The 19,892-nt window shown below is 67.6% G+C and carries 22 protein-coding genes; 13 read left to right on the forward strand and 9 right to left on the reverse strand.

The features are described 5' to 3' along the window. Positions 1-12 precede the first annotated feature (12 nt). Both ACFOOQ_RS09645 and ACFOOQ_RS09650 read right to left on the reverse strand, forming a co-directional pair. Entirely contained in the window at positions 13-513 is a 501-nt protein-coding gene (locus ACFOOQ_RS09645; RefSeq protein ID WP_379725069.1) for a hypothetical protein, read from the reverse strand. Positions 514-687: 174 nt separating this feature from the next. Continuing rightward, positions 688-1,956, reverse strand: coding sequence for an MFS transporter (locus ACFOOQ_RS09650; protein ID WP_379725072.1), 1,269 nt, complete (start codon positions 1,954-1,956; stop codon positions 688-690). Positions 1,957-2,141: 185 nt separating this feature from the next. Between ACFOOQ_RS09650 and ACFOOQ_RS09655 the strand changes: the two genes are divergently transcribed. Next, entirely contained in the window at positions 2,142-3,335 is a 1,194-nt protein-coding gene (locus tag ACFOOQ_RS09655; RefSeq protein ID WP_379725076.1) for a M20 aminoacylase family protein, read from the forward strand. An 18-nt stretch (positions 3,336-3,353) separates the two neighbouring features. Here ACFOOQ_RS09655 and ACFOOQ_RS09660 read toward each other — a convergent pair whose 3' ends face one another. Continuing rightward, positions 3,354-3,608: an AbrB/MazE/SpoVT family DNA-binding domain-containing protein gene (locus tag ACFOOQ_RS09660; protein WP_379725079.1), complete on the reverse strand. Its 255-nt coding sequence runs from the start codon at positions 3,606-3,608 to the stop codon at positions 3,354-3,356. Between the two features lie 108 nt (positions 3,609-3,716). Further along, on the reverse strand, positions 3,717-5,669 hold the full coding sequence (locus ACFOOQ_RS09665) for a sigma 54-interacting transcriptional regulator (RefSeq protein ID WP_379725082.1): 1,953 nt from the start codon (positions 5,667-5,669) through the stop codon (positions 3,717-3,719). Positions 5,670-5,853: 184 nt separating this feature from the next. On the opposite strand from ACFOOQ_RS09665, the gene ACFOOQ_RS09670 reads away from it, so the two are divergent. From ACFOOQ_RS09670 to ACFOOQ_RS09690, 5 genes are all read left to right on the forward strand, one after another. Continuing rightward, entirely contained in the window at positions 5,854-7,248 is a 1,395-nt protein-coding gene (locus ACFOOQ_RS09670; protein WP_379725085.1) for a CmpA/NrtA family ABC transporter substrate-binding protein, read from the forward strand. A 22-nt stretch (positions 7,249-7,270) separates the two neighbouring features. Next, positions 7,271-8,110, forward strand: a complete 840-nt coding sequence (gene ntrB, locus ACFOOQ_RS09675) for a nitrate ABC transporter permease (RefSeq protein ID WP_379725088.1) — start codon at positions 7,271-7,273, stop codon at positions 8,108-8,110. Positions 8,111-8,123: 13 nt separating this feature from the next. Then, complete coding sequence (locus tag ACFOOQ_RS09680) at positions 8,124-8,981, forward strand: ABC transporter ATP-binding protein (RefSeq protein WP_379725091.1); 858 nt, start codon at positions 8,124-8,126, stop codon at positions 8,979-8,981. Between the two features lie 55 nt (positions 8,982-9,036). Further along, on the forward strand, positions 9,037-9,486 hold the full coding sequence (gene cynS / locus ACFOOQ_RS09685) for a cyanase (RefSeq protein WP_379725094.1): 450 nt from the start codon (positions 9,037-9,039) through the stop codon (positions 9,484-9,486). 152 nt (positions 9,487-9,638) lie between these two features. Further along, positions 9,639-10,679: a hypothetical protein gene (locus ACFOOQ_RS09690; protein WP_379725096.1), complete on the forward strand. Its 1,041-nt coding sequence runs from the start codon at positions 9,639-9,641 to the stop codon at positions 10,677-10,679. A 22-nt stretch (positions 10,680-10,701) separates the two neighbouring features. Here ACFOOQ_RS09690 and ACFOOQ_RS09695 read toward each other — a convergent pair whose 3' ends face one another. The 3 genes from ACFOOQ_RS09695 to ACFOOQ_RS09705 form a co-directional block, all read right to left on the reverse strand. Then, positions 10,702-11,106: a hypothetical protein gene (locus ACFOOQ_RS09695; protein WP_379725099.1), complete on the reverse strand. Its 405-nt coding sequence runs from the start codon at positions 11,104-11,106 to the stop codon at positions 10,702-10,704. A gap of 119 nt (positions 11,107-11,225) precedes the next feature. Further along, positions 11,226-12,389, reverse strand: coding sequence for a 23S rRNA (adenine(2503)-C(2))-methyltransferase RlmN (rlmN, locus tag ACFOOQ_RS09700; protein WP_379725399.1), 1,164 nt, complete (start codon positions 12,387-12,389; stop codon positions 11,226-11,228). Positions 12,390-12,442: 53 nt separating this feature from the next. After that, on the reverse strand, positions 12,443-13,063 hold the full coding sequence (locus tag ACFOOQ_RS09705; RefSeq protein WP_379725102.1) for an invasion associated locus B family protein: 621 nt from the start codon (positions 13,061-13,063) through the stop codon (positions 12,443-12,445). A gap of 129 nt (positions 13,064-13,192) precedes the next feature. On the opposite strand from ACFOOQ_RS09705, the gene ACFOOQ_RS09710 reads away from it, so the two are divergent. Beyond that, positions 13,193-13,735 carry a sigma-70 family RNA polymerase sigma factor gene (locus ACFOOQ_RS09710; protein ID WP_379725105.1) on the forward strand — a complete coding sequence of 181 codons (543 nt, stop codon included), beginning with the start codon at positions 13,193-13,195 and terminating at the stop codon, positions 13,733-13,735. 166 nt (positions 13,736-13,901) lie between these two features. After that, positions 13,902-14,468: a PAS domain-containing protein gene (locus ACFOOQ_RS09715; RefSeq protein WP_379725108.1), complete on the forward strand. Its 567-nt coding sequence runs from the start codon at positions 13,902-13,904 to the stop codon at positions 14,466-14,468. Positions 14,469-14,474: 6 nt separating this feature from the next. Here ACFOOQ_RS09715 and ACFOOQ_RS09720 read toward each other — a convergent pair whose 3' ends face one another. Then, complete coding sequence (locus ACFOOQ_RS09720) at positions 14,475-15,401, reverse strand: hypothetical protein (RefSeq protein WP_379725111.1); 927 nt, start codon at positions 15,399-15,401, stop codon at positions 14,475-14,477. A 131-nt stretch (positions 15,402-15,532) separates the two neighbouring features. Here ACFOOQ_RS09720 and sppA point away from each other — a divergent pair, with 131 nt between their 5' ends. The 5 genes from sppA to ACFOOQ_RS09745 are packed head-to-tail and all read left to right on the forward strand — an operon-like array spanning position 15,533 to position 19,325. Then, positions 15,533-16,462: a signal peptide peptidase SppA gene (gene sppA, locus ACFOOQ_RS09725; RefSeq protein ID WP_379725114.1), complete on the forward strand. Its 930-nt coding sequence runs from the start codon at positions 15,533-15,535 to the stop codon at positions 16,460-16,462. Between the two features lie 45 nt (positions 16,463-16,507). Further along, positions 16,508-16,828 carry an integration host factor subunit beta gene (gene ihfB, locus ACFOOQ_RS09730; protein WP_379725117.1) on the forward strand — a complete coding sequence of 107 codons (321 nt, stop codon included), beginning with the start codon at positions 16,508-16,510 and terminating at the stop codon, positions 16,826-16,828. A gap of 14 nt (positions 16,829-16,842) precedes the next feature. Then, positions 16,843-17,151, forward strand: coding sequence for a lipopolysaccharide assembly protein LapA domain-containing protein (locus ACFOOQ_RS09735; RefSeq protein WP_379725120.1), 309 nt, complete (start codon positions 16,843-16,845; stop codon positions 17,149-17,151). A 22-nt stretch (positions 17,152-17,173) separates the two neighbouring features. Then, complete coding sequence (locus ACFOOQ_RS09740; RefSeq protein WP_379725123.1) at positions 17,174-18,142, forward strand: ornithine cyclodeaminase family protein; 969 nt, start codon at positions 17,174-17,176, stop codon at positions 18,140-18,142. A gap of 10 nt (positions 18,143-18,152) precedes the next feature. Beyond that, positions 18,153-19,325 carry an NAD(P)/FAD-dependent oxidoreductase gene (locus tag ACFOOQ_RS09745; RefSeq protein ID WP_379725126.1) on the forward strand — a complete coding sequence of 391 codons (1,173 nt, stop codon included), beginning with the start codon at positions 18,153-18,155 and terminating at the stop codon, positions 19,323-19,325. Here ACFOOQ_RS09745 and ddpX read toward each other — a convergent pair. Continuing rightward, positions 19,280-19,846 (reverse strand): D-alanyl-D-alanine dipeptidase, encoded by a 567-nt coding sequence (gene ddpX, locus ACFOOQ_RS09750; RefSeq protein WP_379725129.1) that lies wholly within the window; start codon positions 19,844-19,846, stop codon positions 19,280-19,282. The genes ACFOOQ_RS09745 and ddpX overlap by 46 nt on opposite strands. Between the last annotated feature and the right edge of the window lie 46 nt (positions 19,847-19,892).

The following is a 19,892-nucleotide window of genomic DNA, read 5'->3' on the forward strand; positions in this document are numbered from 1 at the left end:
ACGGGCCGGCCTTCAGAGTACGATGCTGCCATCGGCCCGGCGATAGAGCGTGGCGCTGAGGATCACGTCGACAGTGCGGCCGTCATGGGCGAGCGGCAGGCTGAGGCGTTCGAGCCGGATGATGCCCGGCTGCGGCGTGATGTTGGGCGTGCCGCTGCGATAGTCGGGCTGGCAGCTTTCGCAGACCCGCACCATGGCGAGATAGAGCGGATGCCAGTCGCGCTTGCCCTCGAGGTCGCTGAGATAGCGGCCGACCTGCGCGATGCCGGCATCGGCGCCGGACTGGCGGATCGAGCGCGAGATCATGCGGAAGCGGAAACGCCAGGGGTCGCGTTCGACATCCAGCATCCAGACATGCGGCATCACCGCCGGGCAGCGTTCGGCGAGGTCGAGCGCCACCATGCTGTTGCGATGGGGCAGCGCGCCGCCACGGCGGGCGGATTGCGCCTCCCAGTAGCCGAGCAGATCGCGCAGCTCGGCGCTCATGGCGTTTCTGATGGTGTCGTCCAGCACGCGACAATCACCCTGTGGCGAATCAACGATGCCAGTGTGCCACAGCAGGCGGCAGGACAGAACCCGCCCAGGAAAGCGGCCCGGAAAAGCGGTTATGCGCGTATTCGGCGTGCCGGTTTCAGTGCCCCAGCTTCAGTGCCCCAGCTTCAGTGGGCCAGACTCAGTGGGCCAGACTCAGTGAGCAGGTGCCGGCGTCGTGACCGCGGCCTGGGCGGCCAGCACGCGCGCGGTCGGCCGGTCGTTCATGAACACCTGCATGATGCCGGCGGCGAAGCCGACGCCGGCGGCCAGCTGCCAGGCCAGGGTATACGAGCCGAGCAGGTCATAGATCACGCCGCCGCCCCAGGCGCCGAGGAAGCTGCCGAGCTGGTGGCTGAAAAACGCGATGCCGGTCAAGGTGGCCAGGTAGCGGATGCCGAAGATCTGCGCCACCAGTCCGTTGACCAGCGGGATGACGCCGAGCCACAGCGTGCCCATGATGGCGGCGAAGATCAGTGTCGAGGCCTGGCCGACCGGCAGGGCGAAATAGGCGGCGATCGCCACCGAGCGGATCATGTAGACGAGGCCGAGCAGGTAATGCTTCGGGTAGCGGTCGCCGAGCCAGCCGAACAGCCAGGAACCGAGGATGTTGAAGGCGCCGATCACCGCCAGCGCCTGGGCGCCGACCATCGGGCTGACGCCGCAATCGGCCAGGAAGGTCGGCAGATGGGTGGTCAGGAAGACGAGCTGCAGGCCGCAGACGAAAAAGGCGCTGGCCATGACGATATAGCCGCCATGGCGGCTCGCCTCGATCAGGGTCGAACGCATGGTCTCGCCGGTATCACGCAGCGACTCGATCGGTACGCTGTCGGCGCGGCCGCCCATGAAGGCGGCGGGCAGCATCACGGCGGCGAGCGCGACGAAGGCGAAGATCGCCATCTGCCAGCCCTGCGTCTGGATGATCTCCTGGGCCAGCGGCGCGGCAAAGAAGGTGCCGATCGAGCCGGCGGCCGAGACCAGCCCGAAGGCGAGACTGCGGCGTTCCGGCCGCACCACGCGGGCGGCGACCTTGGCGGCGACACCTGATGTCGAGCAGGACAGCGCCAGGCCGATCATCACCCCGGCGCCCAGCGTCAGCATCAGGGTGCTGGTGGCAAAGGCGGTAACGACAAGGCCGGCGGCATAGATGGCGCCGCCGGCGACCGCGATCCAGCGGGTGCCGTAACGGTCGACCAGCGCGCCGGCGACCGGCTGGCTGAAGCCCCAGACGATATTCTGCACCGCCAGCGCGAAGGCATAGTCGGCCGCCGTGATCCCGAGGTCATGGGTCACCGGCTGCATGAACAGGCCGAGGCTCTGGCGCATGCCCATGGCCAGCGACAGCATGATGGCGGCGCCGGCGAGGATCGACACGCTCTGCATCCGGCTGAGCGACGGGTGGTGGAAAGCGGCTGGGGCGGTCATGGCGGGGATCTCGGGCAGTTTATGATTATGGCGGGATGATGGAGCGCCGTCGAAGCCAAGTCCAGAGGACATCTTTCTGGTCAAGGCGGGAAAATTGTACCGGTGCATTCACGGCCGGCCTTGCCAGATGTGCGGTGGAGTGCTGTCCTTGCGGCAAGCCCCCTCCTGCAGACGAGCTGTTCCCCATGACCAAAATCCTGCCCCGTGACCTGCTGGCCCATCGCGATACCCTGGTGGCGATCCGCCGCGACATCCACCAGCATCCGGAAACCGCCTTCGAGGAAAACCGCACCGCCGGCGTGGTGGCGGCGAAGCTGGCCGAATGGGGCATCCCGGTGCATCGCGGCCTGGCCAGGACCGGCGTGGTCGGCACCCTGAAAGGCAAGCGTCCGGGGCAGCGCGCCATCGGCCTGCGCGCCGACATGGATGCCCTGAACCTGCAGGAGAAGAACGACTTCGCCCATGCTTCGGTGCATGACGGCAAGATGCATGCCTGCGGCCATGACGGCCATACCGCGATGCTGCTCGGCGCGGCGCAGCAGCTGGCGCGCGATCCCGATTTCGCCGGCACCCTGCATTTCATCTTCCAGCCGGCCGAGGAGGGCGAGGCCGGCGCGCGGGTGATGATCGAAGAGGGCCTGTTCGAGAAATTTCCCTGCGACGCAGTCTACGGCATGCACAACATGCCCGGCATCCGCACCGGCCAGTTCGCCATCCGCACCGGCCCGATGATGGCGGCTTCCGACACATGGACAGCCGTTTTCCGCGGCACCGGCGGCCATGGCGCCATGCCGTTCAAGGGCACCGACCCGGTGATGCCGGCGGCCGCGTTTGTGACCGCCACCCAGAGCATCGTCGGCCGCAACATCTCGCCGCAGCATGCCGCCGTGGTCAGCGTCGGCCATATCGCCGCCGGCAGCCATGGTTCGCCGAACGTGATTCCGGCCCAGGTGACGATCCGCGGCACCGCGCGCAGCTACACGCCGGCCGACCGCGACATGCTGCAGCGGCGTCTTGGCGAACTGGTGCAGGGCATTGCCGCGGCGCATGGCTGCACGGCCGAATTCGACTACCTGCGGCGCTATCCGCCGCTGGTCAATGCCGTCGAGCAGACGGCGACGGCGATCCGTGCCGCGCAGGCGACCGTGGGCGACGCGCTGGTCGACGGCGATGCCGAGGCGCTGACCGGCGCCGAGGATTTCGCCTTCATGCTGGAACGCAAGCCGGGCGCCTATATCCTGCTCGGCAACGGCGGCGCGGAAGAGGGCGGCTGCAGCTACGTGCATACGCCGACCTACGACTTCAACGACGACATCCTGCTGACCGGCGCCGCCTACTGGGTCAACCTGGTCGGCCAGGAACTCGGCGGCGCCGAATAAGCCTTCCCAAATCTCCGGTCAGTGCCCGAGGCGGGCGTAGCGGTCGCGCATGGCATCGGCCAGCGCGCGGTCGCAGCCGCTGCTGCCATCGCCGGCGCTATGCCCGGGGGTCTTCTCGCGGCCGCGTTTCGGCCGCTGCTGCAACGGGCGCAGCAGCAGGCCTTCCGGCCGGTCCTCGACGGTGAATTCGGTGCCGGCATGCCAGTGATGGCTGTCGAGCATGTCCTGCGGCAGGCTCAGTCTGCCGCCCTTGTGCAGTTTCAGGGTGTCCATGCGGGCCTCATTTCCGGATCGGAGGAGAGCGGTCGCAAGTCGGGGACGCCATTGGATGCCGAAGCCGGCTGGCAGACAAGAGGGTGCGAGTGCCAGCCGCCGGGGTGCTCAGGGGGCGGCGCGTTCGTAGCGGATTCCGAGCGTCTTGATGCGCGAGGCCAGTGTGGTCGGCTTGACGTCGAGCAGTTCTGCCGCGCCGCCGGGGCCGAACACCTTGCCGCCGCAGCTGTCCAGCGCGGCCAGGATATTGGCGCGGTCGCGGTCGCGGCGCTCCTGGTCGGTCAGCACGATGGGGCTGGCCTCGCCGGCCGGCGCGCTGCCGCTGCGCCGGGGTGCCACCGGCGCCGCGTCGGGCAACACCACATGCAGACGGCCGTTGCGGGCGAGGATGGCGGCGCGCTCGATGACGTTTTCCAGCTCGCGCACGTTGCCCGGCCAGTCGTACTGCGTCAGGCGGCGCGCGTCGGCCTCGCTGAGCCGCAGGTGGGCGGTGTTCATCTTGCGGTTCATGCCGCGCAGGAAATGCGCCGCCAGCAGCGCGATGTCCTCGCGCCGCTCGCGCAGGCTGACAGATTCAACCGGCACCACGTTGAGGCGGAAATACAGGTCCTCGCGAAACCGCCCGGCGCGTACTTCCTGGCGCAGGTCGCGGTTGGTGGCGGCGATGACGCGCACGTCGACATTGCGGGTGCGCTCCTCGCCGACCCGTTCGAACTGGCCTTCCTGCAGCACGCGCAGCAGCTTGCCCTGCAGTTCCAGCGGAATCTCGCCGACCTCGTCGAGGAACAGGGTGCCGCCATCGGCCAGCTCAAAGCGGCCGACGCGGTCGCGCACCGCGCCGGTAAACGCGCCTTTCACATGGCCGAAAAACTCGCTCTCGAACAGCTCGCGCGGGATCGCCGCGCAGTTGACGCGGATCAGCGGCCGGCTGCTGCGCCGGCTGGCCTCGTGGATGGCGCGCGCGATCAGCTCCTTGCCGGTGCCGCTCTCGCCGGTGACCAGCACGGTGGCGTCGGTCGGTGCGACCAGGTCGACTTGGCGCAGGATACTCTGGATCGCCGCCGAATTGCCGATGATGCCGCGATGGTTGCCCTCGATGCGGATTTCTTCCTGCAGATAGGCGTTTTCCAGCTCCAGCCGGGCACGCAGTGACTGCACTTCTTCCAGTGCGGCGCGCAGTTTCTCGTCGGCCTCGCGGCGGTGGCTGATGTCGCGGAACACGATCACCGCGCCGACGACGAGGCCACGGTCGCGGATCGGTGTCGAGGTGTATTCGACCCAGAAGGGCTTGCCGTCGCGACGCCAGAACACCTCGTTATCGACCTTGTGCACGGCGCCGTCGCGGAACGCCGTATAGATCGGGCAGTCCTCCTGGTGATAGTGGCTGCCGTCCGCGTGGGTGTGGTGCACGATGGCGTGCATGTCCTTGCCGACCAGATCCTCAGCCGACCAGCCGAGCATGCGTTCGGCAGCCGGGTTGACGAAGGTGGTCTTGCCTTCGGCATTGACGCCGTAGATGCCCTCGCCGGCGGCGCGCAGGATCAGCTGGTTCTCGCGCTCGACGTCGCGGAAGAAGCGCTCGACCTTCTGCCATTCGGCGATGCCGCCGCGCATGTAGGCGTCGGCTTCCGAATCGACGTTGCGCCGGCGCAGGTCCTGCAGGTCGGTCAGCACCAGCAGCAGGCGTGGCCGGTCCGCCGCCTCGCGCGGCTCGGGCGGCAGCAGGGCACCGGCATATTCCACCTTCAGCTCGGCACCCGTGGCATGGCGCGGCATCAGGGTGCGGGTGCGGAAGCTGCCGCGGCTGAGCACCGCATCGGTGAAGACGATCAGTGCCGGCAGCTGGCCCGGGTGCAGGTCGCTCATCGCCATGCCGCGCAGCACCGCGCGGTCATAGCCGAGCAGCCGGCCGGCCGCCGGATTGGCATCGAGAATCCGCCCGGCCCAGGGATCGACCGCCAGCATCGCCTCGGCGCAGGCGTCGAAGACGCGGCCGAAGCCGCCGCCAGTCAGCATCGGCGGGCGATCGGGGGGTGTCAGGGCGAGGTCGGTCAGGGCCATTACGAAGAATAGTAATCATCATTACGAAACTTCGTATACTACGATTTTTCGTAATCCCTTCGGCGCCCCTCAAAGCCGCATGCTTGGCGGTTTCCCGGCCCAGGTCGCGCGCTGGCATGCTCTGGCATGCTCCTTGCTGCATTGCACACCGAGGCACCAAACCAAGACGGGGGATCCAGACGCCATGTCCTTGTTCCAGAATCCGTTCGACCGCGACGCCACGCTCGATGCCTGTCCCTGCGGCCAGCATCGCAGCCTGCTCGAGCATGATGCCGAGGCTTCGGCGCAGTTGCGCCAGGCCGAACTGGTCACCGCCGCCGACGCGGAAAGGCGGCTGACCAATGCCGTCGACCAGGCGGTCGTGCGCGCCATCCTGCCCGACGATGCGACCCGGCGTCGGGTGCTGCATGCGATCGGCGCCGCCACTTTGCTCGGCGCGCTGGAGCAGATTTTCCCGCTGGCCACTGCGCGCGAGGTCTTTGCGCAAGGAAAAAGCGGCGCCATCGAGAAGAAGGACCTCAAGGTCGGCTTCATCCCGATCACCTGCGCCACGCCGATCATCATGGCGCATCCGATGGGCTTCTATTCCAAGCATGGCCTGAACGTCGACGTCATCAAGACCGCCGGCTGGGCGGTGGTACGCGACAAGGCGCTGAACAAGGAATACGACGCCGCCCACATGCTGTCGCCGATGCCGCTGGCGATCACCACCGGCACCGGGTCGAACCCGATCCCCTACACCATGCCGGCGGTGGAGAACATCAACGGCCAGGCGATCACCTTGGCGATGAAGCACAAGGACAAGCGCGACCCGAAGGACTGGAAGGGCTTCAAGTTCGGTGTGCCCTTCGACTATTCGATGCACAACTACCTGCTGCGCTATTACCTCGCGGAGCATGGCATCGATCCCGATACCGACGTGCAGATCCGCTCGGTGCCGCCGCCGGAAATGGTCGCCAACCTGCGCGCCGACAATCTCGACGGCTTCCTGGCGCCCGATCCGGTGAACCAGCGCGCGGTCTATGACGGCGTTGGCTTCATCCACATCCTGTCCAAGGAAATCTGGGACGGTCATCCCTGCTGCGCCTTCGCCGCCAGCCAGGAATTCGTCACCACCATGCCGAATACCTACCAGGCGCTGCTCAAGGCGATCATCGAGGCGACCGCCTATGCCACCAAGCAGGAGAACCGCAAGCAGATCGCCGAGGCGATCGCGCCGGCCAACTACCTGAACCAGCCGGTCACCGTGGTCGAGCAGGTGCTGACCGGCACCTTCGCCGACGGGCTGGGCAAGGTGCAGAAGGTGCCCGACCGCATCGACTTCGCGCCCTTCCCCTGGCACAGCTTCGCCGTCTGGATCCTCACCCAGATGAAGCGCTGGGGCCAGCTCAAGGGCGATGTCAACTACAGGCAGGTGGCCGAGCAGGTCTTTCTCGCCACCGACGCCGCCAAGCTGATGAAGGAAGTCGGCCTCACTCCGCCGTCGACCACCTATGCCTCGGTCAAGGTGATGGGCAAGACCTTCGATCCGGCCAAGCCCGACGAGTATGTCAACTCGTTCAAGATCAGGCGGGTCTGACGCGGGACAGGGAGAACAGCCGATGGCCCTGTCGTTCCGCCTGCGTGCCGCCATCCTGTCGGTCGCCATGCTGCTGGCGTTTCTCCTCGCCTGGCAGCTGGCGACCCTGGACGGCAGCGCCGCCAGCAACGTGGACCCGGAATATGCCAAGCTGATGGGGCAGACCGCGGTGGGCGGCAAATCCGCCATGCCCGGTCCGCTCGATGTCGGCCGCAAGCTCTGGGCCCATCTGATCGACCCCTTCTACTACAAGGGGCCGAACGACCAGGGCATCGGCACCCAGCTGGCCTATTCGATCCTGCGGGTCGCCATCGGCTTCGGCGCCGCCGTCGTCGTGGCGGTGCCGCTCGGCTTCCTGATCGGCCTGTCGCCGCTGTTCCGGCGCGCGCTCGATCCGTTTATCCAGATCATGCGGCCGGTCTCGCCGCTGGCCTGGATGCCGCTGGCGCTCTACACCATCAAGGACAGCAACATCTCGGCGGTTTTCGTCATCTTCATCTGCTCGATCTGGCCGATGCTGGTGAATACCGCCTTTGCCGTGGCCGGCGTGCGCAAGGAGTGGCTGAATGTGGCCCGCACGCTCGAGGTCGGCACCTTTCGCAAGATCTTTCGCGTCATCCTGCCGGCGGCGGCGCCGACCATCCTCACCGGCATGCGCATCTCGGTGTCGATCGCCTGGCTGGTGATCGTCGCCGCCGAGATGCTCGTCGGCGGCACCGGCATCGGCTACTTCGTGTGGAACGAGTGGAACAACCTGTCGATCGCCAACGTGATCAACGCCATCCTGTTCATCGGCGTGATCGGCATGCTGCTCGACCAACTGCTCGGTTTCTTCACCCGCCTGGTCACTTATCCGGAATGAGGCGGATGTCGCGATGAGTCATTTCGTTTCCATCGAGGGCCTGGCCCGCCGCTTTCCCGGCACCGACGCGCCGGTGTTCGAGGATTTCTGGCTCGGCGTCGACAAGGGCCAGTTTGTCTGCGTGATCGGCCATTCCGGCTGCGGCAAGACCACCGTGCTCAACATACTCGCCGGCCTCGACCGGCCGAGCGACGGCGCCATCATCTTCGATGGCAAGGCAGTCGAGGGCCCCAGCCTCGACCGTGCCGTGGTCTTTCAGGGCCATGCCCTGATGCCATGGATGACCGTGCAGGACAACGTGCTGTTCGCCGTGCAGTCGCGCTGGCCGGCCTGGCCGAAGGCGCAGGCCGTGGCCCATGCGCGCAAATACATCACCATGGTCGGGCTGGTCGGCGCGGAAGCGAAAAAGCCCTCGCAGCTGTCCGGCGGCATGAAGCAGCGCGTCGGCATCGCCCGCGCGCTCAGCATCGAGCCGAAGATGCTGCTGATGGATGAGCCCTTCTCGGCGCTGGACGCATTGACCAGAGGAACTTTACAAGACGAGGTGCTGCGCCTGCGCGCGGCGACCAACCAGACGGTGTTCATGATCACCCATGACGTCGACGAAGCCATGCTGCTGGCCGACCGCATCGTGCTGATGACCAACGGCCCGCAGGCGAAGATCGCCGAGGTGCTGGTCAACACCCTGCCGGCCGACCGTCAGCGCGAGACCCTGCACGAACAGCCCGACTATTACCCGATCCGCAACCACCTGCTCGATTTCCTGGTCCGCCGTTCCAGGGCCTTCACAGCCCCGGCCGGCTGGGAGGCGCGCCGGCCGCCGCAGGTACGTGCCGGCCAGAAGCCGGCCGCCGCGAGCCGGGCCTGCTGAAACCGTTCATCCAACACCATCACCACAGCGCAGGGAAATCCCACAGGAGGTCGTCGTGAAGCGCAGCGAAGTCACCGAGAAGATCCTCGATATCAAACGCATGAAGGGTTGGGACTGGGCGGGCATCGCCAAGAAGATCGACGCCAGGCAGTCGCCCTTCTACACCACGGCCGGCCTGCTCGGGCAAATGAAGCTGGAGCCCGGCCAGGCCGCCAAGGCCGCCAAGCTGTTCGGCCTGACCAAGATGGAAGAGAAGCTGCTGGCCGAGGTGCCCTACCGCGGATCGCTGCCGCCGGGCCCGCCGACCGATCCGCTGATCTACCGCTTCTATGAGCTGATCCAGGTCTACGGCACCACCTTCAAGGAGTTGATCCAGGAAGACTTCGGCGATGGTATCATGTCGGCGATCGATTTCGACATGAAGATGGAGCGCCAGCCCGATCCGAAGGGCGACCGCGTCAAGATCACCATGTCCGGCAAATTCCTGCCCTACAAGCGCTACTAGGCAAACGCTACTAGGCGCTACCCGGCTCCGCCTGACAGCGGCCATCCGGTCCCGTCACCCCGCTGCTGCCGGCAGTGGGGTGGTGCGGCGCGACTGGATGCCACATTGCCGCCGTATTGCGCTTCCACGGTGTGGCACTGACAATGCCCACCATGCTGCACCTGTTCCGCTTCGGCCTGATCGCCTTGGCTGCCGCCATCATGCCGGCGGTTTGCATGGCCGCGACCGCGGCCACGCCGCCGGTCGTGCCGCCGGTCGCGCCATTTGCGACACCGCCGGCCGATGCCATGGCGCCGCGCGCTGCCTGGGCGAAATGCGGCAACTGCCGGGAACGGGTCGAATGGGACCGGCATATCGCCGGCTACCAGCTGGTGATGCTGAGCGCGGTGACGGACGGCAGCCAGGACCGCGTGGCAGCCCGCGATGGCCATGGCGTCCCGGCCGCCGACCGCACCGCCATCCTGCGCCAGCGGTTCGAGCTGCGCCGTGGCGGCCAGATCATGCTGGATATCGAGGATCGCTGGCTCGATCCGGCCCATGACGTCGACCTGCGCCTGCCGCCGCCGGGCACCGATGTGGCCGGCACCGGCCAGCCCCAGGTGGTGCTGCTCGGCTGGTCGGGCGAGGGCAGCTGCTGTTTCACCCTGCATATCATCGAACTCGGCCCCGAACCGCGCATCCTTGCCCAGGTGGCGGCACGCGACGGCGTGCCGCGCCTGGTGCAGCATGACGCCGATCCGGATTTCGAGATCGTCGTCGAGGATGCCACCTATGCCGGCTGGTCCATGGTATCGCCGCCGGCACTGCCGCGCGTGGTGCTGAAATACGACCCGCAGGCCGGGCATTACCGGTTCGCCGCGGCCGAGATGCGCCGGCCGCCGCCGCCGATCTCGCGCCTTGAGGCCGAGGCGAAGCTGCTGCAGGAAGGTGCCGCAAAGGCGCCGGATGACGGGCGGGTGCCGCCGCATCTGCTGCGCACCATGCTGCGGCTGATCTATGCCGGCAACTACCCCCTGGCGCGGCGTTTCCTCGATGATGCCTGGAACGACCGTTACGGCGTCAAGCGCGAGGCATTCCTGAAAGACCTGATGGAATGCCGGCTGCCGCGCAGCCCCTACTGGGTCGACATCGCCACCATGAACGGCCTGACCCCGGTGGCGCCGCGCGCCGACTGCGCCGGCGCGGCCGACTGACGCCGGCCGTCGCGCCGGCGACTCAGTGCACGATGCCGCTCAGCACATCGAGCACCTTGCCCGACGAACGCTGCACCAGCAGGACATCCCTGCCGGCGATATACCGGCTGGTATCCGGCCGCACCCGCGGCAATTCACGGATCAGCGGTTTGGGCAGCGGCGTCATCTCCGCCAGGATCGCGGGCGGCAGGATGTCGCCGGTCGCCGGCGCCTGGGTCAGTCCGGCCGGCAGATCGCGCGGGTAGATCTTGTAGCGCGACGCGCGGCGCTGCCGGTCGCGGATACTCTGAAAATATTGCGGGATCAACCAGCGTTCGCTCCTGTCGAACTGGAGGGCCGCATTGATCTGCGGGCCGGCCAGCGCCGGTGCCGCCGTCGTATTGCCTGACGACAGCGGCGGGCTGGGCGGGACCGGGGCCTGCATCATGGTGCCCTGTGCCCATGTCGCTGGTGCGAGGCCGGCAGCCAGCAGCAGTGCCAGGAGCCCGCACCGGATTGCGGGCAGGCGGAAGGCGGAGCGGGCGTTACGCATGGCGGAAAGGGCCGTCAGACCGGCAGGGCCGCGGCGGCGGCTTCCTTCGCCGCCTGTTCGCGCAGGATGTCGGCCTTGCTGCGTTTGACGCTGGCCGATTTCAGCTGGCCGCAGGCGGCCATGATGTCGCGGCCGCGCGGCGTGCGCACCGGCGAGGAATAGCCGGCATTGAACACGATGTCGCTGAACTTGCGGATCGTCTCGTCGGTCGAACACTCATAGGGTGCGTCCGGCCAGGGATTGAACGGGATCAGGTTCACCTTGGCGGGGATGCCCTGCAGCAGCCGCACCAGTTCCTTCGCATCGGCCGGCGTGTCGTTGACGCCCTTCAGCATGACGTATTCGAAGGTGATGCGGCGCGCGTTGCTGAGCCCCGGATATTCGGCGCAGGCACGCAGCAGCTCGGCAATCGGGTATTTGCGGTTCAGCGGCACGATCTGGTCGCGAATGTCGTCGCGCACCGCATGCAGGCTGATCGCCAGGTTGACGCCGAGTTCCTCGCCGCAGCGGCGGATCATCGGCACCACGCCGGCGGTCGACAGCGTGATGCGCCGCTTCGAGATCGCGATGCCCTCGTTGTCCATCACGATCTTCAGCGCCTTGGCGACGGTATCGAAATTGTACAGAGGCTCGCCCATGCCCATCATGACGATGTTGGACAACATGCGGCCGTCCTTCGGCGAGGGCCATTCCTCGAGATGGTCGCGGGCCAGCATCACCTGGCCGACGATCTCGCCGGCATTCAGGTTGCGCACCAGCTTCATGGTGCCGGTATGGCAGAACTTGCAGGTCAGCGTGCAGCCGACCTGGCTGGAGACGCACAGCGCGCCGCGGTCATCTTCGGGGATATGCACGCATTCGGCTTCTTCGCCATCGGCGAATTTCAGCAGCCATTTGCGGGTGCCGTCGCTGCTTTTCAGGTCGCGGCTGGCCAGCGGGCGGCCGACGCTGAAATGGTCGGCCAGCCGTTCGCGCATATCCTTGGCCAGGGTCGTCATCACCGCGAAATCGGTGGCGCCGCGGTAATAGATCCAGTGCCAGAGCTGGCTGGCGCGCATTTTCGCGCCTTTTTCCGGCTCGCCGGCGGCGGTCAGCGCGGCGGCGATTTCGGCCCGCGTCAGGCCGAGCAGGTCAACGCGGCCATCGGCGGCCGTCGGCGCGACACGGTCGCGCGTCATCACGTCGGGCACAATCGGCGCGGCAGAGGACGGGCTATGGGCGAGCTGTGCGCTCAAGAACTGCCTCCGCCCATGTTGCAGGCCTTGTCGATGGCATGCAGCGCATTGGTGAAGCCGCTCAGGTCATAGGTGTCGGTGGTCTTGGTGCCGCGGGTCGACACGCCCTTGACCACCAGGCTGCGGCCCTTCTGCAGGGCCTGCACCAGCTTCTGGTCGGTTGCGGAGTCGGCGGCCCAGGCCGCTTCCTCATGGGTGAACATGTCGATGGCATTGCCGTCGATCACCGCCTCGGCCGGCAGCGATTCCTTCAGCGGATAGCCGAAGTAGATGCTGACCTCGTTGCGGATATGCTCTTTCGGCTTGTGGGTGACCAGGATGTAGATCTCGCCGCGCTTGGCAGCGGCGGGTTCCTTTTTCTGCGGCTGGGAATGCAGATAGCACAGCTTGGTGCCGTTATTCATATACTCGTAGGCATCCCAGTGCTGATACGCGCCGATCCGCCTGGTCTCGCTCGTCGTCGCGGTGGCCTGCTTGGAGGTGGCCTGCCTGGCCGGCGCCGGCTTGGCGTCGGATTTGCCGCCGGCTGCCTGTGCGGCAGGGGCGGCCAGCAGGGCCAAAAGGGTGAGCGAGGCGAGCAGGGCGGCTGCCGGTCGATGGTCCGTCTTGTCGGTCATGGGCGGAACATAGCGGCGCCGGCGGGGGATTTCCACCCCGGATTCGCCGCCCCGGTGCGGTTTGCCGTCGCGGTCCCTAAGCCCTTGGCCCGGCTTGCCTTGCGGGCCACCTTCACGCACCATGACGGCATGAACAGGGAGCAGCAGGCAGCCTTGATGCGGGCGGTGGCAAAGGCTGCCGACCGTGTCGCCTTTGCCAGCCTGTATGCGTATTTCGCGCCCCGGCTGAAATCCCATCTGATGCGCCTCGGCGCCCCCGAGGATGTGGCCGAGGAACTGGTGCAGGAAAGCATGGTGACCGCCTGGCGCCGGGCGGCGACCTTCGATCCGCAGCAGGCCTCGGCGGCGACCTGGCTGTTCACCATCGCGCGCAACAAACGGATCGACCGCCTGCGCCGCGAGCGGCGGCCGGCTTTCGATCCGGCCGATCCGGCGCTGGTGCCCGATCCGGAGCCCGCGCCGGACAGCGGCGTCGATGCGGCCCAGGCCGAGGCCCGCATGCGGTCGGCGCTCGACAGCCTGCCGCCGGACCAGATGCGGCTGCTGCAGCTGGCGTTTTTCGAGGATCTGTCCCATCGCGACATTGCCGCGCGGGAGAGCCTGCCGCTCGGCACCGTGAAGTCGCGCATCCGGCTGGCGCTCGCCAGACTGAAGGGGCGCCTCGCCGAATAATGACCGGCGCGCAGAATGGCCGGAAAGCGCACACGGGGGCGATACTTCAGGCCTCAAATATTCCCCGTTAAGTTGCAAGTGATTGAACAAAAACGAAAAATACCCAATGGTTAACGCCTGCCGATTCGTTCGCCGTCCCGTTCACCATTTCGTGATGTCTGTATCAGTGAAATCTCCGACCCAGTTACCCTTTGCCGACGACCGGATCCTGCTCAATCTGGCCGCCTACTGGTCGGCGCGGCGGAATGGCCAGGTGCTGCCGCAGCGCAGCGACATCGATCCGCTCGACATGCCCCGCCGCCTGCTGCCGCACCTGGCGCTGGCCGAACCGGCCGGCGGCAGCGATGGGGCGATCCGCTTTCGCCTAGTCGGCACCGAACTGGTGCAGCGCATCGGTCGCGATGCCACCGGCAAGACCAGCGCCGATGTCATGCAGGGCGGCTATCGCGCCTATGTCGAAGGCCTGTATGCGGCCGTGATTGCCAAGGCGCGGCCGCTCTATGCCGAAACGACGCGGCAATGGCCCAAGGAAGGCAGCAGCCGCGTGCGGCGTCTGCTGCTGCCGGTCGGCGACGGCCATGGCGGCGTCGGTTATGTGCTGACGGCACAGAGCTACAGCCCGGGCTGGACCGAGCAGGGCGAGACGCCGCGGCCGCGCCAGCATCTGATCGCCACCGAGGCGCTGGAAAAGGGCGTGCTGCAGGCCACCCTGCGCGGCCTGCTCGGCGAATAGCCGCAATCACGGCCGCGGCAGTGCGGCGGGATCGATCGCAAACAGCAGCGGGAAAAACGTCGCCCAGGCGCTCCAGCGCTGGCTGCCGGCTTCGGCAACCGCCCACAGCCGGCCCTGCGCGTCATGGGCCAGATCCTCGATACCGGCCATCGCATCGTACGTCGCAAGGATGCGGCCGTCATGCGCATCGAGTTTGTAGAGATGTCCGCCCTTGCCGTTGCTGGCGCTGATCCATAACTGGCCTTCGGCATCGAAGGTGGCGCCCTGGGCGAAGGCCGGGATCGCGATATGCCGCGTCGTCTCGGCCTCGGTCATCGGCGTCTTGCTGCCGGTGAAGATTTTCGCCGGATCGGCGGCGAAGATCTGCGACGGGCCCTCGCGGTGGAAGCGGCCGAACCACAGATAGGTGCCGTCGAAGGCGAGCAGGTTGCTGCCGGGCTGGCCGCCGCCTTCGGCGAGCCTGCGCGGTTCGCCGGCGGGCACCGCGCGGCCGGCCTGCAGCGAGCGGCCGAGATCGAAGACGAACAGCGCGCGGCTGTTGTCGGCGACATAGAGCAGGCCGCCATCGGGGGTTGCCGCCAGGCCGTCGGCATGGCCGATGGCGGCGGGCAGCTCGAAGCCGCCGATCACCGCGCCGTTCTGCGGATCGACGGCGAAGACCTTCGCCGCGCCGCGGTTGATGGTCTTGTCCGTGCTGTGATACGCGCCGACGAACAGCGTGCCGCGCGCGATGGTCAGGCCTTGCGGCACATAGCCGTCGTTCAGCCCCGGCGCCCAGTGGCGCAAGCGGATCGCGCCGTCGAGCGGCGTGGCCGACAGCGCGCGGTCGGTATAACGCGGTGCCGCGCCGCCGATCTGCTGGGCACGGCCCGGACCGGCAGCAAGCAGCGTCAGGCCCGTCAGCAACAGGGCGGCAAGGCGGCGGAGCATCATGGCGGGAACCCGGCGGCAGGGAGGGACAAAGGCACCGGCCCCGTTCCTACGCTGCCGCCGGCGGGCTGGCAATCGCTGTTGCCTGGCCGGCGCAGCTTGGCATTTCGCAGGCCAGCGCTTACCCTGCGGCCATGTCCTTCGATACCGATGCCTGGCTCGAACGCCGCAAGCTGTCCCGTCGCCTCAACTGGTGGCGTTTCATCGCCGTGATCGCGCTGCTGGCGGCCGGCCTCGGCGGCCTGTGGTGGCTCGACCCCGGCAATGTGATCGGGCGGCGCGAGGATCATGTGGCGCGGCTCGAGATCGCCGGCGTGATCGGCGAGAATCCCTGGTGGGCGAAAAAGCTCAAGGAAGCCGGCGACGATCCGCATGTGAAGGCGGTGATCATCTATGTGAACAGCCCGGGCGGCAGCACCTATGGCGGCGAGCAGCTCTACACCAACATCCGCAAGCTGGCGGCGCACAAGCCGGTGGTGGCGGTGATCGGCACGCTCGGCGCCTCGGCCGGCTACATGACGGCGATCGCCGCCGACCGCGTGTTTGCCCGCGAGACCTCGCTGACCGGCTCGATCGGCGTGCTGTTCCAGACCGCGGAATTCTCCCAGCTGCTCGGCAAGCTCGGCGTCACCGCCGAGAGCATCGCCTCGGGCCCGTTGAAGGACCAGCCCTCGCCGATCAAGCCGCTGAGCCCGGAGGGGCGCGCCGAACTGCGCCGCATGGTGATGGAAACCTACGACTGGTTCGTCGGCCTGGTCGCCGAGCGGCGCCAGCTGCCGCGCGACACGGTGCTGAAGCTGGCCGACGGCCGCGTCTATACCGGCCGCGATGCACTCAACCAGGGATTGATAGACCAGCTCGGCGGCATGGAGGAGGCCCGGGCCTGGCTGGCCGAATCGCGGGCGATTCCGGCCGGCCTGCCGCTGCGCGACATCCCGCCGGAGCCGCCGGCCGAGGGCTGGCGCGGCATGGCCAGCATGGCCGTTTCTTCCCTCTTTGGAAAAAGCCTTTTCCCCGAACGGCTTAGGCTTGACGGCCTGATTTCCCTTTGGCACCCTGAGTAGGACACTCAAGGGGGGCGCCCGCCGCCGCTGCGCAGGGAAAAGCCGATGATCAAGTCTGAACTCATCAATCGCCTGGCTGAACGCAATCAGCATCTGACACAACGCGACATCGAGCGCATCGTCGGCACCATCTTCGATGAAATCGCCACCGCCCTGTCGCGCGGCGACCGGGTGGAATTGCGCGGTTTCGGGGCGTTTTCAGTAAAGCGGCGCCCGGCGCGCACCGGTCGCAATCCGCGCACCGGCGCGGCGGTCGAGGTGCAGGAGAAGTTCGTGCCGTTCTTCAAGACCGGCAAGGAACTGCGCCAGAAACTGAACGGCGGCGTCGATCATCCCGACGACGGCGACGACGACAGCGAAGACTAAGCCGAGGGGGCGCCATGCGCTTTTTGCGCGGACTGATCGGCGCCGTCCTGCTTGTCCTGCTGGTGGTTTTTGCCGTCGGCAACCGCCAGACCGTCACGATTAACACCGATCCGCTGCCCTTTGCGGTCGACCTGCCGCTCTATCTGCTGGTCTTCGTGACGCTTTTTGCCGGCCTCGTGCTGGGTGTGCTGGCCGGGAAGTGGACTGCCTGGGCTGCCGGCCGCCGCCGCCGGGCGCAACAGCAGGCCGCGGCGCGCACCACGGCGGTGCAAACCCCGGCTGCAACCGGTACGGGCAGCCCGCCGCTGCCGCCGCCGGCCTGAATCCCATGATCGGACCGATGCGATGACCGAGACGATGCGGATCGTCGAGGCGGCCAGTGTTCATGCCGCCCTGCCCTATGGCCGCCTGGTCGCGGCGCTGCGCGAGGCGTTTCGCCGCGGCGGTACCGTGCCGCTGCGCAGCCATTACCACATCGATCCCGCGCCCGATGCGCCGGCGGGGACCCATGGCGGCACCCTGCTGGTGATGCCGGCCTGGCAGGCCGGGCGGCATATCGGCATCAAGGCGGTCAGCGTGTTTCCCGACAACGGCAGAATCGGCCTGCCCTCGGTGATCGGCGCCTACCTTCTGTTCGATGCCAATACCGGCCGGCCGCAGGCGGTGATCGACGGCGTGGCGCTGACGCTGCGCCGTACCGCCTGCGCCTCGGCGCTGGCGGCGAATTATCTGGCGCGCAAGGATGCGCAGCATTTGCTCATGGTCGGTGCCGGTTCGCTGGCACCGCATCTGATCCGGGCCCATTGCGCGGTGCGGCGTTACCGGCGCATCGAGATCTGGAATCGCAACCGTGCGCGCGCCGAAGAGATGGCTGAAAGACTCACCGACCTGCAGGCCTCGATTGCCGTGGTCGACGACCTCGAGGCGGCGGTGCGCGTCGCCGATACGGTGAGTTGCGCCACGCTGAGCCGCGAACCGCTGGTGCGCGGCGAATGGCTCCGGCCCGGCATGCATGTCGATCTCGTCGGCGGCTTCACGCCGGAGATGCGCGAGGCCGACGATGCCACGCTCGACCGCGCCGAAGTCTGGGTCGATACCCGCGAGGGCGCATTGAAAGAGGCCGGCGATCTGGTGCAGCCGCTCAAGCACGGCCTGCTGCGGCCGGAAGACGTGCGCGGTGACCTGTTCGAGCTGTGCCGCGACGACGCCTTCGCGCGCAAGGATGACGGCGAGATCACACTGTTCAAGTCGGTCGGCACCGCGCTGGAAGACCTTGCCGCCGCCGAGATGGTGGTGGAAGGCCTCGCATCATGACGGTGCCGCCATGCTGAAGGTGATTGTGGTCGGCGGCGGCATCGTCGGCCTGTCGACGGCCTGGGCTTTGCGCCGCCATGGCGCCCAAGTCACCGTGGTTGAGCAGGGGTCTTTGCCCAACCCGCTCGGCAGTTCGGTCGACCAGCACCGCCTGATCCGTTACGCCTACGGCGCCCAGGCCGGCTATTGCCGTATGGTGCGCGAGGCCTTTCATGCCTGGGAAGCCGTGTGGCGCGATCTTGGCGCCCGGCTCTACAGCGAGACCGGCACCCTGGTGCTCAGCGGCCCCGGCGATGCCTGGGCGGCGCAGAGCCGTGCCGTGCTGGACGCCGAACAGGTCGAACATCTCGCCTTCGATGCCGAGACGGTCGTGGGCCGCTGGCCGATGCTGGCCGGCGCGGGCCTCGGCGAGGCCTATTACTGCCCGTCCGGCGGCCTGCTGTTCGCCGAGGCGATTGTCGCCGCACTGACCGTGCACCTGCGCGATCGCGGCGTGACCTTTGTGACCAACGCTGCCGTGCGCGGCGTCGATGCCGCCGCCGGCGCGGTGACACTGGCCGACGGCACGCGGCTGGAGGCGGATCGTGTGCTGGTCGCCGCCGGGGCCTGGACGTCGCAGCTGCTGCCCGATCTGGCGCCGGTGTCGCGGCCGAGCCGGCAGGTGGTGGTCTATCTGGCACCGTCGGCCGACCTCGTTGCCGCCTGGCATGCGGCGCCGATGCTGCTGGAAATCGGCGCGGCGAATGATGCCGCCGCCAAGGGCTTCTATCTGGTGCCGCCACGGGTGACCCGCGACGGCATGCGCACCGGGCTCAAGATCGGCGACCATCGCTTCGGGCCGACCGCCGATCCCGGCGCCGACCGCGAGCCGCGGCAGGACGAGATCGACGCCATCCTCGACAATGCGCGGCACCGGATTGCCGATCTCGACCAGTATCGCGTCACCCAGGCCAAGACCTGCTTCTACGATGTGGAAGCGGACGAGCGGTTCCAGCTCACGCCGCTGGGGCCGCGCGGCTTCGCCTTCTGCGGCACGTCCGGGCACGGCTTCAAGTTCGGGCCGATCATTGGCGCCCGGCTGGCAGCGGTGCTGCTGGAGAAGGCAGAGGTCGAGGCGACGGCGCGCTGGGCGGCGGGTCACATCATCGACGTTCCGGCCTCGGCATCGGACAGCAGCGGATAGCGCCGCGGCTGGAAAAGCTGGTAGTGCCACCATTCATTGCGATAGAAGTCCCAGCCGGCCGCGGTCATGATGCCGAGCAGCAGGGCACGGTTGCGCTGCTGCGCGGGGGTGATGTCGAGGCCGCCGTGGAACGCCAGCGGCGTGAAGGCATCGAATGCGGTGCCCATGTCGAGATCGTTGCCGGCAGCATCGACCAGGGTGAGATCGATGGCGGCACCGCGCGAATGGGGCGAGCCCTTGCGCGGGTCGGCGAGGAAATTCGGATCGGGATTATGATTCCACAGGGCCCAGGCCGCTTCGGTGGGGCGGAAACCGTCGAACAGCCGCAGGCGCAGGTCCATCTGCGCGGCGAGCGCAATCGCGCGCGTCAGCAGCCCGGCGGCTTCCGTGTTCAGGTAGCAGGCGGCGCGGCGATAGATCGGCGCGCCGGTCAGGTTGTCGGCGGTGGCGTAGCGCAGGTCGAGCAGGACCGGAAAGTCCGGCGGAGCGATGGCGACGAGTCCGGCTGCGAGGGAGGCCATGACGGATACTCCATGACGATGCTGCCGCTGTCGTACCATTGCGGGG

Origin of the sequence: Ferrovibrio xuzhouensis, from assembly GCF_042648965.1 — a bacterium.
In the GTDB taxonomy this organism is placed as follows: Bacteria; Pseudomonadota; Alphaproteobacteria; order Ferrovibrionales; family Ferrovibrionaceae; genus Ferrovibrio; species Ferrovibrio xuzhouensis.

Bases quoted from the DNA above. Each gene is read 5' to 3' on its own strand.
- ACFOOQ_RS09695 (WP_379725099.1), bottom strand. From the start codon at position 11,106: ATGATGCAGGCCCCGGTCCCGCCCAGCCCGCCGCTGTCGTCAGGCAAT.
- ddpX (WP_379725129.1), bottom strand. From the start codon at position 19,846: ATGGCCTCCCTCGCAGCCGGACTCGTCGCCATCGCTCCGCCGGACTTT.
- rlmN (WP_379725399.1), bottom strand. From the start codon at position 12,389: ATGACGCGCGACCGTGTCGCGCCGACGGCCGCCGATGGCCGCGTTGAC.
- sppA (WP_379725114.1), top strand. From the start codon at position 15,533: ATGTCCTTCGATACCGATGCCTGGCTCGAACGCCGCAAGCTGTCCCGT.
- ntrB (WP_379725088.1), top strand. From the start codon at position 7,271: ATGGCCCTGTCGTTCCGCCTGCGTGCCGCCATCCTGTCGGTCGCCATG.
- ACFOOQ_RS09735 (WP_379725120.1), top strand. From the start codon at position 16,843: ATGCGCTTTTTGCGCGGACTGATCGGCGCCGTCCTGCTTGTCCTGCTG.
- ACFOOQ_RS09705 (WP_379725102.1), bottom strand. From the start codon at position 13,063: ATGACCGACAAGACGGACCATCGACCGGCAGCCGCCCTGCTCGCCTCG.
- ACFOOQ_RS09655 (WP_379725076.1), top strand. From the start codon at position 2,142: ATGACCAAAATCCTGCCCCGTGACCTGCTGGCCCATCGCGATACCCTG.
- ACFOOQ_RS09680 (WP_379725091.1), top strand. From the start codon at position 8,124: ATGAGTCATTTCGTTTCCATCGAGGGCCTGGCCCGCCGCTTTCCCGGC.
- ACFOOQ_RS09745 (WP_379725126.1), top strand. From the start codon at position 18,153: ATGCTGAAGGTGATTGTGGTCGGCGGCGGCATCGTCGGCCTGTCGACG.
- ACFOOQ_RS09670 (WP_379725085.1), top strand. From the start codon at position 5,854: ATGTCCTTGTTCCAGAATCCGTTCGACCGCGACGCCACGCTCGATGCC.
- ACFOOQ_RS09720 (WP_379725111.1), bottom strand. From the start codon at position 15,401: ATGATGCTCCGCCGCCTTGCCGCCCTGTTGCTGACGGGCCTGACGCTG.
- ACFOOQ_RS09710 (WP_379725105.1), top strand. From the start codon at position 13,193: ATGAACAGGGAGCAGCAGGCAGCCTTGATGCGGGCGGTGGCAAAGGCT.
- ACFOOQ_RS09740 (WP_379725123.1), top strand. From the start codon at position 17,174: ATGACCGAGACGATGCGGATCGTCGAGGCGGCCAGTGTTCATGCCGCC.
- ihfB (WP_379725117.1), top strand. From the start codon at position 16,508: ATGATCAAGTCTGAACTCATCAATCGCCTGGCTGAACGCAATCAGCAT.
- ACFOOQ_RS09690 (WP_379725096.1), top strand. From the start codon at position 9,639: ATGCTGCACCTGTTCCGCTTCGGCCTGATCGCCTTGGCTGCCGCCATC.
- ACFOOQ_RS09660 (WP_379725079.1), bottom strand. From the start codon at position 3,608: ATGGACACCCTGAAACTGCACAAGGGCGGCAGACTGAGCCTGCCGCAG.
- ACFOOQ_RS09650 (WP_379725072.1), bottom strand. From the start codon at position 1,956: ATGACCGCCCCAGCCGCTTTCCACCACCCGTCGCTCAGCCGGATGCAG.
- ACFOOQ_RS09665 (WP_379725082.1), bottom strand. From the start codon at position 5,669: ATGGCCCTGACCGACCTCGCCCTGACACCCCCCGATCGCCCGCCGATG.